Annotated in this window: 17 protein-coding genes; all 17 read right to left on the reverse strand. The window is 35.3% G+C overall.

Annotation, left to right across the window (positions count from 1 at the left end):
* Positions 1-9: 9 nt before the first annotated feature.
* Positions 10-1,356, reverse strand: a complete 1,347-nt coding sequence (locus tag GHD00_RS08555) for an aspartate kinase (protein ID WP_163537727.1) — start codon at positions 1,354-1,356, stop codon at positions 10-12.
* Between the two features lie 185 nt (positions 1,357-1,541).
* Positions 1,542-2,141: a SafA/ExsA family spore coat assembly protein gene (gene safA, locus GHD00_RS08560; RefSeq protein WP_163537728.1), complete on the reverse strand. Its 600-nt coding sequence runs from the start codon at positions 2,139-2,141 to the stop codon at positions 1,542-1,544.
* A gap of 109 nt (positions 2,142-2,250) precedes the next feature.
* Positions 2,251-3,036: a sporulation transcription factor Spo0A gene (gene spo0A, locus GHD00_RS08565; protein WP_163537729.1), complete on the reverse strand. Its 786-nt coding sequence runs from the start codon at positions 3,034-3,036 to the stop codon at positions 2,251-2,253.
* Between the two features lie 287 nt (positions 3,037-3,323).
* A complete protein-coding gene (gene spoIVB / locus GHD00_RS08570; RefSeq protein WP_163537730.1) occupies positions 3,324-4,610 on the reverse strand; it encodes a SpoIVB peptidase in 1,287 nt (428 codons plus the stop codon).
* Between the two features lie 131 nt (positions 4,611-4,741).
* Positions 4,742-6,469, reverse strand: coding sequence for a DNA repair protein RecN (recN, locus tag GHD00_RS08575; protein ID WP_163537731.1), 1,728 nt, complete (start codon positions 6,467-6,469; stop codon positions 4,742-4,744).
* A gap of 19 nt (positions 6,470-6,488) precedes the next feature.
* Positions 6,489-6,938: a transcriptional regulator AhrC/ArgR gene (gene ahrC / locus GHD00_RS08580; RefSeq protein WP_163537732.1), complete on the reverse strand. Its 450-nt coding sequence runs from the start codon at positions 6,936-6,938 to the stop codon at positions 6,489-6,491.
* A gap of 71 nt (positions 6,939-7,009) precedes the next feature.
* Positions 7,010-7,828: a TlyA family RNA methyltransferase gene (locus tag GHD00_RS08585; protein WP_163537733.1), complete on the reverse strand. Its 819-nt coding sequence runs from the start codon at positions 7,826-7,828 to the stop codon at positions 7,010-7,012.
* A 7-nt stretch (positions 7,829-7,835) separates the two neighbouring features.
* Complete coding sequence (dxs, locus tag GHD00_RS08590; RefSeq protein ID WP_163537734.1) at positions 7,836-9,734, reverse strand: 1-deoxy-D-xylulose-5-phosphate synthase; 1,899 nt, start codon at positions 9,732-9,734, stop codon at positions 7,836-7,838.
* Between the two features lie 37 nt (positions 9,735-9,771).
* Positions 9,772-10,350, reverse strand: coding sequence for a hypothetical protein (locus tag GHD00_RS08595; protein ID WP_163537735.1), 579 nt, complete (start codon positions 10,348-10,350; stop codon positions 9,772-9,774).
* Between the two features lie 685 nt (positions 10,351-11,035).
* Entirely contained in the window at positions 11,036-11,920 is an 885-nt protein-coding gene (locus GHD00_RS08600; protein WP_163537736.1) for a polyprenyl synthetase family protein, read from the reverse strand.
* 5 nt (positions 11,921-11,925) lie between these two features.
* Positions 11,926-12,159: an exodeoxyribonuclease VII small subunit gene (gene xseB / locus GHD00_RS08605; RefSeq protein ID WP_163537737.1), complete on the reverse strand. Its 234-nt coding sequence runs from the start codon at positions 12,157-12,159 to the stop codon at positions 11,926-11,928.
* Positions 12,152-13,504, reverse strand: a complete 1,353-nt coding sequence (xseA, locus tag GHD00_RS08610) for an exodeoxyribonuclease VII large subunit (protein WP_163537738.1) — start codon at positions 13,502-13,504, stop codon at positions 12,152-12,154. Before xseA ends, xseB begins: the two co-directional genes overlap by 8 nt.
* Before the next feature lie 224 nt (positions 13,505-13,728).
* A complete protein-coding gene (gene folD, locus GHD00_RS08615; protein ID WP_163537739.1) occupies positions 13,729-14,592 on the reverse strand; it encodes a bifunctional methylenetetrahydrofolate dehydrogenase/methenyltetrahydrofolate cyclohydrolase FolD in 864 nt (287 codons plus the stop codon).
* Between the two features lie 14 nt (positions 14,593-14,606).
* Entirely contained in the window at positions 14,607-14,987 is a 381-nt protein-coding gene (gene nusB / locus GHD00_RS08620; RefSeq protein ID WP_163537740.1) for a transcription antitermination factor NusB, read from the reverse strand.
* A gap of 143 nt (positions 14,988-15,130) precedes the next feature.
* The gene (locus GHD00_RS08625) at positions 15,131-15,529 is read right to left on the reverse strand and encodes an Asp23/Gls24 family envelope stress response protein (protein WP_163537741.1); all 399 of its coding nucleotides are present in this window, start codon (positions 15,527-15,529) and stop codon (positions 15,131-15,133) included.
* A gap of 32 nt (positions 15,530-15,561) precedes the next feature.
* Positions 15,562-16,917 carry an acetyl-CoA carboxylase biotin carboxylase subunit gene (gene accC, locus GHD00_RS08630; protein WP_163537742.1) on the reverse strand — a complete coding sequence of 452 codons (1,356 nt, stop codon included), beginning with the start codon at positions 16,915-16,917 and terminating at the stop codon, positions 15,562-15,564.
* 12 nt (positions 16,918-16,929) lie between these two features.
* Positions 16,930-17,430 carry an acetyl-CoA carboxylase biotin carboxyl carrier protein gene (gene accB / locus GHD00_RS08635; protein WP_163537743.1) on the reverse strand — a complete coding sequence of 167 codons (501 nt, stop codon included), beginning with the start codon at positions 17,428-17,430 and terminating at the stop codon, positions 16,930-16,932.
* Positions 17,431-17,547: the final 117 nt, after the last annotated feature.

Below are 17,547 nucleotides of genomic sequence, written 5' to 3' on the forward strand. Positions count from 1 at the left end.
AAGAATCTTCTATTCAAAAAATGTTTCGTATAATGCTCGAACCGATTCATCTACTTTAGAAGCCTTAATACCAAACATCATCGAAACTTCTGAAGAACCTTGATTCATCATTTCGATATTAACATCTGCCTTTGTAAAAGCATGGGTGGCTTTATCCGCTAAACCAACTGTACTATCCATACCTTCACCAACCACCATAATTAAGGCTAAATCGCGCTCTACATCAACTGTATCTGGATCTAATTCTTCCTTAATTCGTGCAATAATTCGTTCTTCTTTCTCTGTTGTTAATTGTGAGTCGCGAATAATGATAGAGATATCATCAATACCAGATGGTGTATGTTCAAATGAGATATCCTCATCCTCTAATATGGTTAATAACTTTCGACCGAAACCTAACTCGCGGTTCATTAAGTACTTGCTCACATAGATACTAATAAAGCCTGTATCACTCGCAATTCCTACCACTGGGTTTGGTTGTGGTTCTTTTTTCGATACGATAATGGTTCCAATTCCCGTAGGATTATTGGTATTTTTAATACAAACTGGAATATCTGCTTTAAAAGCTGGAATCAATGCTTCGTCATGAAAGACAGAAAATCCTGCATAAGATAATTCTCGCATTTCTTTATAAGTTAATGCTGTAATTTCTTTTGGATTATCTACAATGGTTGGATTAACACAATATACCGAGTCAACGTCTGTAAAGTTTTCATAAAGATCTGCTTTCACACCTGCTGCTACAATGGAACCAGTAATATCTGAACCGCCACGCGAGAAAGTAATTAGCTTCCCATCCTTAGAATATCCGAAAAAACCTGGAATAACGACAATTTCTTCACGATCTCTTAACTTATATAAGATGTCATAGCTTTGATCTAAAATTTGTGCACTTCCAGGAGTATCGCTCACTAAAATTCCTGCTTCTTTAGGATTTAAATAGCTTGCTTTCACTCCAATTGATTGTAGGTAGGCACTAAGTACTTTTGCTAAAGAATCTTCCCCTGTTGCCTTGATAGCATCAAGCTTTAGTTCATCACTATCAGAAGAACCAAGGATAGATTCAATACCATCTTTAATTTCTGCAATAATATGGTCTGATATGTTTAATTCTTTCGTAATCTCATGGAAACGATCCAGTACTAATTGTAACTTCTCGTCATGAGGTTGATTATTTAAGTAAGCTTCTGCAACACCAATTAATAAATCCGTTACCTTTGTATCTTCCGAGAAACGCTTGCCTGGTGCAGATACAATAACAACTTTTCGATCGCTGTCATCTTGAATAATATTTGATACTTTTCGTAATTGTTCAGCATTCGCTACTGAACTTCCTCCAAATTTAGCTACTTTCATGATTAATCTCTCCAATAATTATTTTTATACCAATAAAAATATTATCACACTTCCACAGATTTTGTTAAATAAAAGTAGCCTTTATTTTCAACAATACGGAAGAATTTAAAAGTGTATTTCTATGAGAGTTGTGAATTGTTAAAATATTGTGTCAAATGCCTATATACTGTACGAGAGCACTATTTTTATTTTGATATAAACATTTGTGTCCAATAATTTCCGTCTTTTACATACCCTACTCCAATATGGGTATATTGTTCGTTTAAAATATTTTGTCTATGACCGCTTGAATTCATCCATGCATTCACGACTTTATTTGGGGTAGATTGACCTCTTGCAATATTCTCAGCAGCTGCCCTGTAAGATATACCAAAATCTTGCATCATATTAAACGGAGAACCATAAGTCGGACTTTGATGACTGAAATACTGCTTAGTTCTCATATCTTCTGATTTATATCTCGCTACTCTTGATAATTCCCAATCAGGACGTAAAGGCTTTAACCCATATCTTTCTCGTTGCTGATTCGTTAAATCGATCACTTTATGCTCTATACGTTTGATCTCATCAATGGAAGGAATTGTTACTTTTTGACCAGGATAAATCAAATCAGGGTTTTCAATATGATTATTTGCCTCGATAATTTCTGATAAACCTATACGATATTTTACAGATATTTTCCACAAGCTATCACCAGGTTGTACGGTGTAGGTTTCCACAGCAAGCGCATTATTCGGTAATAGAAATAGTGACGCTAATGCAAAGAGAAAAATAATTTTTTTCATTTTTAAAACCTCCAAATCAATTATTTTCCTCTTTATCCTTCCATTTTTTTTATTTAATATACAAAAAGCACTTAAACTCCTGTTGGAATTTAAGTGCTTTACTATCTGATTAGCTTGCCCGATGTTCTAACCTTAAACGGTCTGCCACCATTGCAATGAATTCTGAATTCGTTGGCTTTGCTTTTGATACGCTGACCGTATAACCAAACAGTGAAGAAATGGAGTCCATATTTCCTCTACTCCAAGCCACTTCGATAGCGTGTCTGATCGCTCTCTCTACACGAGAAGCTGTCGTATTATATTTTGTAGCAATATCTGGGTAAAGTAGTACTTTAGTAATGGAACCCAATAATTCAATGTCATTGTATACCATTGTAATGGCTTCACGTAAATACATATACCCTTTAATATGTGCTGGAACACCGATTTCATGAATAATGTGTGTAATATTCGCTTCCAAATCAAACTTTTTATTTGGACTTACTTGTGCAGCAGAAGAATTTTGCTGTAAGCTTATTTGAGCCCCTTGAACTTGACGAACCTGTTCAGCGAGATGCTCTAAATCAAATGGCTTCAAAATGAAGTAGGAAGCTCCAAGGTTAACAGCTTTTTTCGTCACTTCTTCTTGTCCAAATGCCGTTAACATAATGACATTAATATGTTTGGTACTGCTCTGTTTCTTAATTTTAGACAAAACGGCCAACCCATCTATATGTGGCATAATGATATCCAAAACCACAACATCGGGGTTGACATCTTCGATCAAATCTAAACATTCTTTACCATTATAAGCTTTACCTACTACTTCAATATCATCTAAATCCATTAAATATTCATCCATTAATTGAACTAATTCACGGTTGTCATCAACAAGTAACACCTTCGATTTCTCCACAATACTTCCTCCTTCAAGTAAATAAACATTTTTCTATAATTTTCTATAACTATATGTTCGACAAAAGTTAAATATATCCTGCTTTTCCCCTAAAAAACATTGATTTTTTTTGAATATCTCAAGTTTCCTTTAAATATCTACTTTTTTCGATAAATTTATGTACAGACTTAGTTTTGTTTGTCGAAAAATCTTTGTATTAATACTAACAATTTTTTCTATTTAATACAAGTACATTGGAATATTTTTAAAAAAAATAAAGACTACCGCCTAGCGATAGCCTTTGTTTATTAGCTTGCTTTATTCTCTTCTTGTTTATAAATATCGATCCCAGCTTCATTTAACATCCATTCAATATGAACACCATAACCAGATGTTGGGTCATTGACAAAAACATGAGTCACTGCTCCGATAATTTTATCATCTTGTATGATTGGACTGCCACTCATTCCTTGTACTATGCCCCCAGTTGCTTCTAACAATCGCTCATCAGTTATTTCAATAATCAATCCTTTAGTTGCAGGCGCGTCTTGTTCAATGCTATTGACAATCTTTACATCAAAAGCTTCGACTTTTTCATCATCAATGACTGTTAATATTTGCGCCTTTCCTTCTTTTACTTGATGAGGTAATGCAATTGGCATCGGCTTGTTCCATTTATTATCATTAAATGGCTTACTTAAAGTCCCAAAAATACCAAAAGGAGAGTTTTTTGTGATATTGCCTAATTTTACATCGTTAAATAAAAATTCCGCTTTTTTCTCTCCTGGTATACCATGTTCTCCTTTTTTTATTTCTTTAATTTGAGAGCGGACAATAGACCCGTCTTTTATGTCAACAGGTTTTCTAGTGTCCATATCTGAAATAATATGTCCTAATGCACCATATTTTTTACTCTTTGGATCATAAAAAGTCATCGTACCAATGCCTGCTGCAGAATCACGTATATATAAACCAATACGATAATCTTTTTGTTCTACATCATATACTGGCTTTAAGTTAGTTTGAAAAGTTTCTTTTCCTCGTTTTACTTCTACATCTAATGATTCTTCCTTTTCACCAGCTTCTTCCACTAAAGGTGCTACTTGCTCCATTTTTTTAACAGGTTGACCATTGATACTTAATATACTATCTCCAACATTAATTTCAGCTTGTTCACCAGGTGATACTTCTCCATCATTTGTTTGAACTAAATGATGTCCTACAACTAGTACACCATTCGTTTGTAAATTAATACCAATGGATTGACCGCCAGGGATAACTCGAAAATCCTCATATACAGATACATCTACTTTTTTTACAGGGAAATTTGCCACTGAGTAAGTTAACTCATGGTTCCCGCTTTGATTTAGCGGAATTTTGACAAGATCTGTAGCATGAGCTGCTTTTTCCTCTTCATTAGAATAAACCGAAACAGAATCACCAAATACAGGAATGTCTATTTCATCTGCTTCCGAAAAGGTTTGAATATGGTTGGGTATGGAAAGATATATTTGAAATGGTGAATACCATGGTAATGCGATAAAAGAGACAAGGAGTATTAATCCTACAATTTTTCTTAACCAATCTTTTGTCATTACATCACCCTCCTTGTTATTACAGAATTTTAATCTGTATGATTAATTTGACCCTTACAAGAAGTTTTTAAACCCGTTAAACATAACAAATTAGGGTGATGATTTCCACTTATAAAATAAAGAATTTAATACTAACCTTGCTTAAAGGTTTCATTCATTTTAATTAATTCTTTTGCATGTGTTTTGGAAGCATTAGTTAAGGAAGTTCCTGTCATCATTTTTCCAATTTCAGCCACTCTTTCGTCCATTGTTAATTCATTTACAACCGTATGCGTTCTATTTTTTTGGACAGTTTTTTCAATTTTTAGATGATGATCTGCAATCGAAGCCACCTGTGGCAAGTGCGATATACATAACACTTGGGAACCGATAGAAATATTGTACATTTTTTCCGCCATAGCTTGTGCTACTCTCCCGCTAACTCCTGTATCTACTTCATCGAAAATCACACTTGTAATACCTTGATGTTTGGAAAAGATATTTTTTAATGCCAGCATAATTCGAGACATTTCTCCACCTGATACTACTTTATGCAGTTCTTTCAAAGGCTCTCCGGGATTGGTTGAAATGTAAAATCGAACCTGATCTATACCGTTCCTGTTTGGTTTTACTTGTAATCCATTAAGTTCTAACCCTTCTCTTCCTGTTTTGTGATAATCTACACCAACTTTGAAATTCGATTTTTCTAGGTATAATTCTTTTAATTCTTTCATAACAGCCATTTCTAACTCATATGCTACTTTATTTCGTTGCTGATGTATTTCTTTCGCCTCTAATATGAGATCTTTGGATACTTCGTCCATTGTTTCAGCTAATTGCATCAAATGTTGATCCCGATTTTTTATCTCATCCAGTTCTTCCTCAATTTTAGCACTATATTCAATGATTTCTTCTACAGATGTCCCATATTTTCTTTTTAGCTGATCAATTTCATTTAATCTGGATTCAATAATTTGCAATCGCTTAGGTTCATATTCCATTCCTTCTAAATACTGCCTTATTTGGTAAGACAATTCTTCAATTATAAAATAGTGATTAATATATTCCTCATGAACTTTCTTCATTTCCTCACTATGCTCTCCAGCTTCTTCAAGATGAATCGCAGTATGTGACAGCCAATCAATCGCTTTTTGCTCGCCATGTAATGCATTGTATGCATCATTTAAATTTTGAAATATTTGTTCAAAATGTTGTAATTCGTTGCGTTCGTTCTCCAGTTCTTCATCCTCATTTGGTTGCAAATCTGCTTGTTGAATTTCATTTAGTTGAAATGATAATAAATCTAATCGTTGAGCCATTTCTTGTTCATTTTTATTTTTTTCTTCATATTTACTTTTCAGCTCTTGATACTGAGTATACAACCTAACATAATCTGATTTAAATTTTGGTTTTTTTGTTTCGTAATAGAAATCTAAAAGATCTATGTGTTTTTCTTGATTTAATAAAGCCTGTGTTTCATGTTGGCTATGTATATCTAGCAACGTTTGTCCAATTTCTTTTAAGATGGCTAATGTTGTTAATTTTCCATTTACTCGACAGATACTTTTGCCTGTATGTGAAATAGTTCGATGCAACACAAGCATTTGATCCTCTTTTATATCAATACCTAACTCTTTTGTGATTTCATAAATAGGATGACTATTATCTTCTATAATAAACAGACCTTCAAGTTCAGCTTTTTTTTCACCATGTCGCACAAATTCTGCAGAACCGCGTCCACCAACTAATAGACCAAGTGCATCAATGATAATCGATTTACCTGCACCGGTTTCACCAGTTAAAACTGTCAAGCCTTTTTGAAAAGTTATCGAAACTTCTTCAATAATTGCAAAATTCTTAATCGATAGTTCTGTCAGCATTTTTATAATCCCCTTCTTTTTAGAGCATATCCAGAAACTTGTCCTTCAATTGTTCAGCTTCTGCGGTTGTTTTACAAATAATTAAAATTGTATCGTCACCGCAAATAGTGCCAATGATTTCATCCCATCCTAAGTTATCAATTAATGCTCCTATTGCATTGGCATTGCCGGGTAAGGTTTTCATCACAATAAAATGAGTAGCAGTATCTATGCTAATAAAAGCATCCATAATAGAACGCTTCAATTTATTTAATGGGTTAAACTTTTGGTCCGCAGGTAAACTGTACTTATATCTACCATCTGTAGTAGGCACTTTCACCAAATGTAATTCCTTAATATCTCTAGAAATTGTCGCTTGGGTAATCGCATAACCTTGATTACGTAATGTTTCGACTAATTCATCTTGAGTTTCAATCTCTTGGTCTGTAATTAACTCCCTTATTTTTATATGTCGTTGTGCTTTATTCATGAAACTTCCTCCACCATCATATTATTGTAAACATAGGAAATTGGACTACACAGGGTAGTCCAATCATGCTTCTAATTCAACTCTTGATGTGCTTGTTCTGTCACATCTTCTACAAGGTTCATAATAAATCCATCGTTATCTGCATGAGTTTCCGTCTTTCTTAACCACGCTAAAAATTCAATATTTCCATCTCCTCCAGTAATAGGTGAATAGGTCAAAGCCTGTACGGAAAAGCCTGTTTCTTTTGCATAGAATAAAATTTCTGTTAATACTTGACGATGAATGGATTTATTCCGAACAATCCCTTTCTTACCTACTTGTTCTCTTCCTGCTTCAAATTGCGGCTTTATTAATGCCACCACATCGCTTTCCATAGCAAGCACTGTATACAAAGGTGGTAAGATTAATTTTAAAGATATAAAGGAAACATCAACAGTTGCAAAGTTTGGAGTGTCATATATCAACATGTCTGGTGTTACATGTCGAAAATTAGTACGTTCCATAACCACCACTCTTGAATCGTTTCTTAATTTCCAATCAAGCTGGTTATAGCCAACGTCAACCGCATAGCTTAATTTGATACCATTCTGTAAACCGCAGTCGGTAAATCCACCCGTAGAAGATCCGACGTCAATCATGACACGATTCTTTACATCGATTGAGAAAAACTGTAAAGCTTTTTCTAACTTTAAACCGCCTCGGCCGACATAAGGAATATCTTTACCTTTAATATCAATTTCAATATCTTCTTCAACTTTGGTACCAGGTTTATCCAGTCGTTGTCCTTGTGAAAAGACCAAACCAGCCATTATTGTCCTCTTTGCTTTCTCTCTAGATGAGATTAAGCCCTTGTCCACTATTAATTGATCCAATCGAACTTTTTTCACCATAATTATATCAAGCCCTTTTTTGCTTTGTCTCGGTTTCGCTTAATAAACGTTTCATCTCTATAATAATGTTTTCCTCATTTAACCCAATCTCATCTAACAGTTTACCGACATCTCCATGCTCAATGTATTGATCTGGTATTCCCATCCGTTTAATTTGAGGATGTGCTTGGTGATTTTCAGCAAACTCTAACACGGCACTTCCAAAGCCACCCTGTAAGATAGCTTCTTCAATGGTCAAAATAGGTATATTTCTCTCAAAGATTTGCAACAACATTTTTTCATCTAATGGCTTCATAAATCGTGCATTTACTACCTCTATATTAAAACCGTTTTTATGAAAATATTCACTTGCTGCTAATGCCATACCAATTGAGGTTCCAAAGGTTAAAATAACTGCATCTTTTCCTTCCTTCAACACTTCCCAAGTTCCAATAGGAATAGATGATAAATCGGAGTCCATTTCCACTCCTAAACCATTTCCTCTAGGAAAACGTACAGCTATTGGTCCATTATTATATTCTAATGCAGTATGCACCATATGTTGACATTCATTTTCATCTTTTGGCATCATTAAAACCATGTTTGGCAGATGTCTTAAATATGCTATGTCAAATACTCCTTGATGAGTTTCACCATCGGCACCTACTAAACCTGCTCGGTCAATTCCAAATGCAACATTTAGATTTTGACGACATACATCGTGTACAAGCTGATCATAAGCCCTCTGTAAAAAAGTAGAATAAATAGCTAAAAATGGTTTCATCTTTTGAGTTGCAAGTCCTGCTGCCATTGTTGTAGCATGTTGTTCAGCAATACCTACATCAAATAATTTATCAGGATATTTCTTCTGAAATTTATCCAGCTTTGATCCTAAAATCATCGCTGGAGTGATCACTGCTAACCGATCATCATTTGCTGCTATTTTTTCCAATGTGTCGCTCACTACTTGACTCCAAGCTGGCGGAGCATCGACAGGTTTTATTTTCTCCCCTGATTCAATTTTATAAGGACCAACACCATGCCATTTATCTTTTTGATCCGTTTCTGCAGGAATGTAGCCTTTTCCTTTTTTCGTAATGACATGTACAATTACGGGACCTTCCGTTTTAGATGCGTATTCCAAATTTTCTTCTAAATCTTTAAAATCATGACCATCAACAGGTCCAAAATAAGTAAAGCCAAACTCTTCAAACAGCATGCCTGGGACCATAAAATATTTCATGCTGTCTTTCATACGCTCAGCAGTTTGTGCAATTTTACCACCAACAGCTGGAATGCGTTTCATTAACACCTCTAATTCGTCTTTTACCTTATTATATTTCCCTGCACTTCTCATTCTACCTAATGCCTTATGCAATGCACCTACGTTACCTGCAATAGACATTTCGTTATCATTTAATATAACGGTCATATTCTTTTTCTCATGTCCAATATGATTTAACGCTTCTAATGCCATTCCACCAGTTAAAGCTCCATCACCTATAATTGGCACTACAGCATGATTATCTCCCTTTAAATCTCTGGAAACAGCCATTCCCATTGCTGCTGACAAGGATGTTGAACTATGACCTGTTTCCCAAACATCATGTTTACTTTCTCGCATTTTCGGAAAACCACAGAGCCCCTTATACTGTCTCAATGTATCAAACTGGTTTGTTCTTCCTGTCAAAATTTTGTGAATGTAAGACTGATGACCAACATCAAAAATTAGCTTATCAGTTGGACTATTAAAATGTTTATGTAAAGCTAAAGTTAACTCTACAACTCCTAAATTAGCCCCTAAATGTCCGCCAGTCACCGATAATTTTTCAATTAAAAACTGGCGTATGCTTTCTGCTAACACTTCCATTTCTTCTGTTGTTAATTTTTTTAAAAAATGAGGATGGTTAATTTTGGTTAGATCCATCATGGAATCCTCCCTATTCTAATTCAATATTTTGTACTTAATTATTTGACAATACTTTTATTTTAAATTTTTCTTCAATAAATGCAATTATTTTCCCAACAAGAAATATAATATTTGTTGATGCATTTATGGCAAAAAATTTCCCTAACGCTTTACCGCCCACTGTTAATGCAGCAACTAAGCTTGTTAACACAACAGATATAGTAAGATGAAAGGAAGTGCCATCTGCATAACCAAAATTGTTGGATATTTGTAACACGACTATAGCAGATGCTGTACCACTTATTATACCAGAAATATCTCCAATTACGTCATTACAAAAAGTTGCAAATCGATCTGCATTCCGTACAATTAAAATCGCTTGCTTGGAACCGCTTACCTTCTCTGCTGCCATTGCATGAAATGGTACTTCATCTGCTGCAGCCGCAGCAATTCCCAGCATATCAAAAAAAACTCCGGTAAATACAATAACAAAAACAATCAACAAGCCAATAATCGACATAATACCGCTTAAGACAGAAGAAGATACAACTGAAAAAATAGCCGCTAACACAAATGTGATAACGGCAATACTTATACTGAATTTTATAGACCTTTTTAATTGTGATTTATTCATATGCTTACCTCATCATTTAATTAATAAAATTATGTACATGGAATGGTCATTCAAAAGGTAAAAACTGCGGCTTAGGTCCAGTAGGTTTTCCCAAGTAGGTACCGAGTGTTGCCACTCTGGCGGTTCCCCTTTAAACCTACCTTAGCGTTGTCACCAACAGCTAGACTGGATTGCCACTTAGTCCGCACTATAATCCCTTTTAAATGTCCATTTGGAACAGTCTAGGAGATTTCCTCAACAATCTTTGACCATTTCCTAGCCTCTTTTGCAGTACGAATTTCATACAGAAAAACTTGTACTTAATAGTGGCCATCTATTAAGTAAAGCTAAGAGCTGTAATCCCCTTCGTACCACTCAAGGCAGGCTACGCTACGCATAAGAATTTCATATCCTATTACGTAGGTTCATACCCCATTCCATTCTTTTTCCTTGGCTAAGGAAAAAAAACAGATATGGGCCTCCGCGGAAGAAGGGTCTTCGCCCACATGCCTTTGTGGATCGCCCTCCAACCTTAACTCCCAGCATCGACCCAAGGCTGGGCGCCTCAAGCCAACACAAGGAACTTCATCGATATGCCCTTTGGCGGATTTTTAGGCCCGCCTTCAGAAATGGAGGATTGACTAGAATACTGCACCATCCCATCTCGTTACTTTAAATATAACATATGTTTTAATTTTTCTCAATATTACAAGTCTCTATCACTTAAATAATCAGTCAGACACTCCAGCTTTGAGCCAATAAGTCCTACTTCATGTAAATATTGCTTTGCCTTTTGCACATAATAGTTTTTACGAGATATAGCTCCTTCTAGTCCTAACAATGACGTGTATGTATTTTTATCATTTGTTACATCACTTCCAGCTGGCTTCCCCATTATCGTTTCATCACCAATCACGTCTAATATATCGTCTTGAATTTGAAATATTAGTCCAATGCAGTCGCCAAACTCTTTGATCTTTTCAATCACCTCTTCCGATTCTCCCGCTAAATAACTACCTATTTCAACTGCATAAGATAACAATCTACCTGTTTTCAAATGATGAATATGTTCCATTTCTGATATACTTATATTTTTCGTTTCTGATTCGATATCCAAAAACTGACCAGCTACCATACCTTCCATCCCACTAGCTTTAGACAGTTTTTGAACTAGATGAACTTTTTCTTCTGCTGTATAAAAAGGGTTGGAAGAAATAACGTGAAAGCTATTTGTTAATAAAGCATCTCCTGCCAAAATGGCAGTTGCTTCATCAAATTGTTTATGATTTGTTAATCGTCCTCTACGGTAGTCGTCATCATCCATTGCAGGTAAATCATCATGTATGAGCGAATATGTGTGAATCATTTCCAAAGCTATAGCAGCGGGATATATTTTTTCTGCATTGCCATGAAACCCTTCACAGGTTAACTTCATTAGGATAGGGCGTAATCGTTTACCACCTGCATCAACAGAGTATAAGACAGATTCTTTTAGGCGTTTCGGAATATGTAAATCTGACAAATAAGAATGTATACAATCATTTACCAATGTTTGCTCTTCTTTTATATAGCTTTTTAACCAATCATTCACTATTATTAATCCTCCTGCACTTCGAAGGTACTTAATTCCCCTTTTTCATTCACAATTTCTTGTAATTGCTTGTCCGCTTCTTTTAGCTTTTCATGGCAAATTTTTGAAAGCTTAGAACCTTCTGCATAATATTCCATAGCTTTTTCTAAGGGAACATCTCCTTCTTCCATTTTGGTTACGATTTCTTCTAATTGCTTTAAGGCTGCTTCAAAAGATAAACCTTTTTCCTTTTCACTCATTTGATTCACTCCTGTTCATTTCTTTCACTTCACACCGCAATTCACCATTTGTTAATTGTATTGAGATTTCATCACTTTTTTTTACTTGTTCCATTTGCTTTATTATTTCACCATGTTGAGAATAGACAATCGAGTACCCTCGTTTCATGATTCTAATAGGGTTTAACAGGTCTAATTGTGTAAGCATATTTTCGAATTGTTGATGCTTATCATGACTAATTTGTTTGATGCTTCTATCAAGTCTTTCGGCCATCAATTTAACTTCAGAATGAAGCTGATCAATCTTGTGATGCGGAGTAACTTGCTTTAAACGTTTCTCTAGATAAGAAAATTGATTCAGCTTTTCTTTTTGGATCCTCCGGATCTGTTTATCTGACTGATCTAACAAGCGGTCCAATAGCTGCTCTTTTTCTTCTACTAAACGTAGAGGAAATCGAAAAACATATGAGTCTTGAATAGCTTTCAATTTTTGACTTTTTGATTTTTTGTTTTGATCATAGGAATAAGTTAGTCTCTGCTTCAAATGACTAATATGCTCTAGTAAATCTTTTTGTGATGGTACCGCTATTTCTGCTGCACCGGTTGGCGTAGGTGCTCTTAGATCAGCTACGAAATCACTTATTGTAAAATCTGTTTCATGGCCTATTGCTGATATGATAGGAATATCCGATTTGGCAATGGCTCGAGCCACTATCTCTTCATTAAAACTCCACAGCTCTTCTATCGATCCACCACCACGACCTAAAATCATGACATCCATATGTTCCAATTGATTCACATACTGGATGGCGTCAACAATAGATCGTGCAGATTGATCCCCTTGAACTAAAATAGGTACAATTAACACATCAACAATCGGATATCGTCTTTGCAAGGTGATTAAAATATCTTTAATGGCAGCTCCTGTGGGAGATGTTAGGACCGCTAACCTTTTGGGATAGGTTGGTAATGTTTTTTTTCGAGAGTCTTCAAACAATCCCTCATGATTTAATTTATTTTTTAACTGTTCATAAGCTAGATGCAGAGCTCCTACACCATCAGGCTGCATGTCTTGAATGTACAGCTGATACTGTCCTTGAGATTCGAACACACTCACATAGCCCTGCAGTAATACTTTCATTCCGTTTTCTGGAGTGAATTTAATCCTTCTATTTTGACTATGAAACATTACGGCACGAATGCTAGCACGATCATCTTTTATCGTCATATACATATGACCTCTGCTATGGTGTTTGAAGTTAGACAATTCCCCTTTTAACCAAATATTGCTCAAATGCTTGTCTACATCAAACTTTTTTTTAATATATTTGGTTAGCGCTGTCACTGTCAAAAACTTTGGATCCAATGTAACCACCTTCTTTTTATTTACACTTAGCAAAAAGGAGCTGTACTAAAAGCCAGCTCACTGTACACATAACCGGAATATACTCACTTAAGTCAAGCATATTCCAGTGTCTAAAATATCTAACTCATCTGCAAACTTGCTTTTCAAGACAACTCCTTTTTTACACAATAATGTTTTATCACGTTGAACTATCGTACTTATGCCCCACTGATGGAAGTTTTTCTTTATACATTCTGAATATCATTGGCTTTTTTAGCAGACTTGATCGTATTGTGTAATAACATCGTAATTGTCATGGGGCCTACACCTTTTGGAACTGGAGTTATATAGCTTGCTTTTTGCTTAGCTGATTCAAAATCCACATCGCCCGTTAAGGAACCATCCTCTACTCGGTTCACACCTACATCAATGACAACAGCTCCTTCTTTAATATGGTCGCCATTAACAAAATGTGTTTTCCCGACAGCAACGATTAAAATATCCGCTTCTTGAATAAATTTCTCCATATCCTTCGTTCTTGAATGACAATATGTAACCGTAGCATTTTCATTTAAAAGAAGTTGACCTACAGGCTTACCTACAATATTACTTCTACCAATTATAACAGCATGTTTTCCTTCTAAGGAAATCTCCTTCGATTTCATCATTTGAATAATTCCATAAGGGGTACAAGGGAAGAACGTATCTTTCCCTGTCATCATCCGACCAATATTAATTGGATGAAAACCATCGACATCTTTTTCTGCTGATATAGCCTCAATTACTTTTTGTTCGTCAATATGATCTGGAAGAGGTAATTGAACAAGAATACCATGTACAGATTCTTTTTGGTTCAACTGATCAATAAGATCTAATAATTCTTTCTCCGGTGTCGATTCAGGCAATGAGATTAAATCAGAATCTACTCCCACATAATTAGATGCCTTTTGTTTTCCTAATACGTAAGATTTCGATGCAGGGTCCTCTCCAATCAAAATAACCGTAAGGCCAGGAACTACTCCTTTTTCTCTTAATTTGCTAACTTCATCCTTCATTTGATCTCGCATAGACTGCGCTAATTCACTACCATAGATAACTTCGGCTGTCATTATTTCTTCCTCCCCTATTTAATCATTTTAGACAAAACGCCATTTATAAATTTGCCAGATTTATCATCACCATATTTATGCGCAATTTCAATCGCTTCATTTATAACAACACTTTCTGGTGTGTCTACTCCATAATACAATTCATATGTTGCCATTCTTAGAAGTGTTCTTTCTACAGTTGCTAATCGAGAAAGAGACCATTTTTCCAAGTGTTTGGATATTTTGCCATCAATTTCATCCTTATTCTCTACGACACCACTAACCAAATTTAAGAGGAATTCATTTTTCTCCTTATTTTCTATAATATATTCCATCGATGTTTCTAAGTCAAAATCACTTCCATCTAAAGGGAATAATATTTGTAGTGCTTTTTCGCGTGCTGTTCTTCTTTTCATTATCCTTTTATAACTCCTTATCTAAGTTATGTTCGCTTTATTCTCCTACAAATCATAACACTTTAAAAGCAGCATTACCAATAAATGATGAAGAAATAGTGTAAAAAGGTCCACACAGATATAAATCTGCTGGACCATAACTTTTAATCGTGTGATTTATTCTCTTCAACATTTTGTTCTAAATGAACACCCACAACATGAATGTTAATCTCTTTTATATCAATGGCAGTCATATTAGTAATCGCATGACGAATATTATGTTGAATCTTTTCAGCTATTTTCGGAATGGAATAGCCATAATCGATGACTATAAAAACATCTATCAACACACTATCTTCCGTTAGTTCTACTTTGATTCCTTTCCCATGTGCCTTTTTTCCTAACCGTTCTACAACCCCGGAAGCAATATTACCTCTCATACTGGAAACACCTGGAATTTCAGTAGCAGCAATACCTGCGATAACTTCCAAAACATCCGGAGAAATTTCTACTTTCCCTAAATGAGATGGATCACTAACCCTTAACAAGTGATTTTCAGCCATCTTCTTCCTCCTTCATTCAACATAAATTCTTATTACTCATCATCCATTATACTGTATTTTTCTAAGAATCTTGTATTAAAATCTCCATCTACAAATACCGGATGAACCATCATACGTCTATGAAATGGTATCGTTGTATGGACACCTTCAACAACAAATTCATCTAACGCACGTTTCATTCGATTGACTGCTTCTTCTCTAGTATTTCCATATGTAATCAATTTAGCAATCATGGAGTCATAATATGGAGGTATTCGATAGCCAGGATACGCTGCGGAATCCACTCTTACTCCTAAACCACCAGGCGGTAAATAAAAATTTATTAGACCTGCTGATGGCATAAAGTCTTGCTTAGGATTTTCAGCATTGATACGGCATTCCATCGCCCAACCTTCAAACTGGATATCTTCTTGCTTATAAGATAGTGTCTCACTATTAGCAATTTTAATTTGTTCTTTTATAAGATCAACACCTGTGACCATTTCTGTGACAGGATGTTCTACTTGAATTCGAGTATTCATTTCCATGAAATAAAATTTATTTTCCTTCTTATCAAAAATAAATTCAATCGTTCCTGCTCCAGAGTAATTTACTGCTTTTGCTGCTCTAACTGCAGCATTACCCATTTCTTGTCTTATTTTATCATCAATAGCAGGTGAAGGAGTTTCCTCGATCAACTTCTGTAAGCGCCTCTGAACTGTACAATCACGTTCACCTAAATGAATCGCATTGCCATGATTGTCGGCAAGAACTTGTATTTCAACATGACGGAAATCCTCTATAAACTTCTCTAAGTAAACACCTGGATTACCAAATGCTTTTTCAGCTTCATTCTGTGTTACACGAATACCTTTTTGTAAATCTGCTTCATCACGTGCCACACGGATCCCTTTACCGCCACCTCCAGCTGTGGCCTTAATGATGACTGGAAATCCAATTTCTCGTGCTACCTTTAATCCTTCTTCCTCATCTTCAATGATTCCGTTAGATCCGGGTACTACTGGTACACCTGCCTCTTTCATTGTTTCTCTTGCAACGTCTTTTGTTCCCATCTTTTGGATAGCGTATGCACTCGGTCCAACAAAAGTAACATTACACGCTTGGCAAATCTCTGCAAAGTCTGCATTTTCTGATAAAAAACCGTAACCAGGATGTATAGCATCTGAATCTGTTAAAGTGGCAACACTCATAATATTCGTGAAATCTAAATAACTATCCTTACTTAGCTTCGGTCCGATACAATATGCTTCATCTGCTAACTGTACATGTAAAGCTTCCGAATCGGCTTCAGAATATACAGCCACTGTTTCTATACCCATCTCTTTACATGTTCGAATGATTCTTACTGCTATTTCTCCGCGATTCGCAATTAAGAGCTTCTTAATCACATTTTCAACCCCTTATGCCGTCTTTATTCGAAATAACGGTTGCCCGTATTCTACTAGTTCTCCATTTTCAACTAATATTTCCGTAATCGTTCCATTTGTTTCTGCTTCAATTTCGTTAAATAGTTTCATTGCTTCTACAATACAAACAGTGCTATCTTCCTGCACTTTATCTCCTACTTGAACATAAACAGGTTTATCAGGAGATGGCGAACTATAGAATGTACCTACCATTGGTGATACAATCTCATGGTCATAATCAGCTTTTTCTTCCTTGTCCGCTTCCATTGTATCAGCTTTTTCATTTGAATCTTTAGATGGTTGTGCTGTTGATTCAGCTGCTTGCTTTTCAACTACCTGAACAGGAGCTTGGTTAGCAGCAGGGACAACTTCCTGAACATTTGCTTTATTTTTTCTCAATTCAATTTTTGCTCCATTTGCTTCATAAGAAAACTCATCAATAGATGATTGGTCTAATTTTTCAATTAAAGAATGAATATCTTCTATAGATAACATATATTGCTTGCACCCTTTCATCTTTTTTACATTTAACAACAGGTACTAATAACTCCTTATAACATTTTACGCAATCCAAAAGGAAACTGCAACCTTAAAATTATTCTTGATTAAATG

Source organism: Gracilibacillus sp. YIM 98692 (assembly GCF_010993965.1).
Classification (GTDB): domain Bacteria; phylum Bacillota; class Bacilli; order Bacillales; family Amphibacillaceae; genus Gracilibacillus.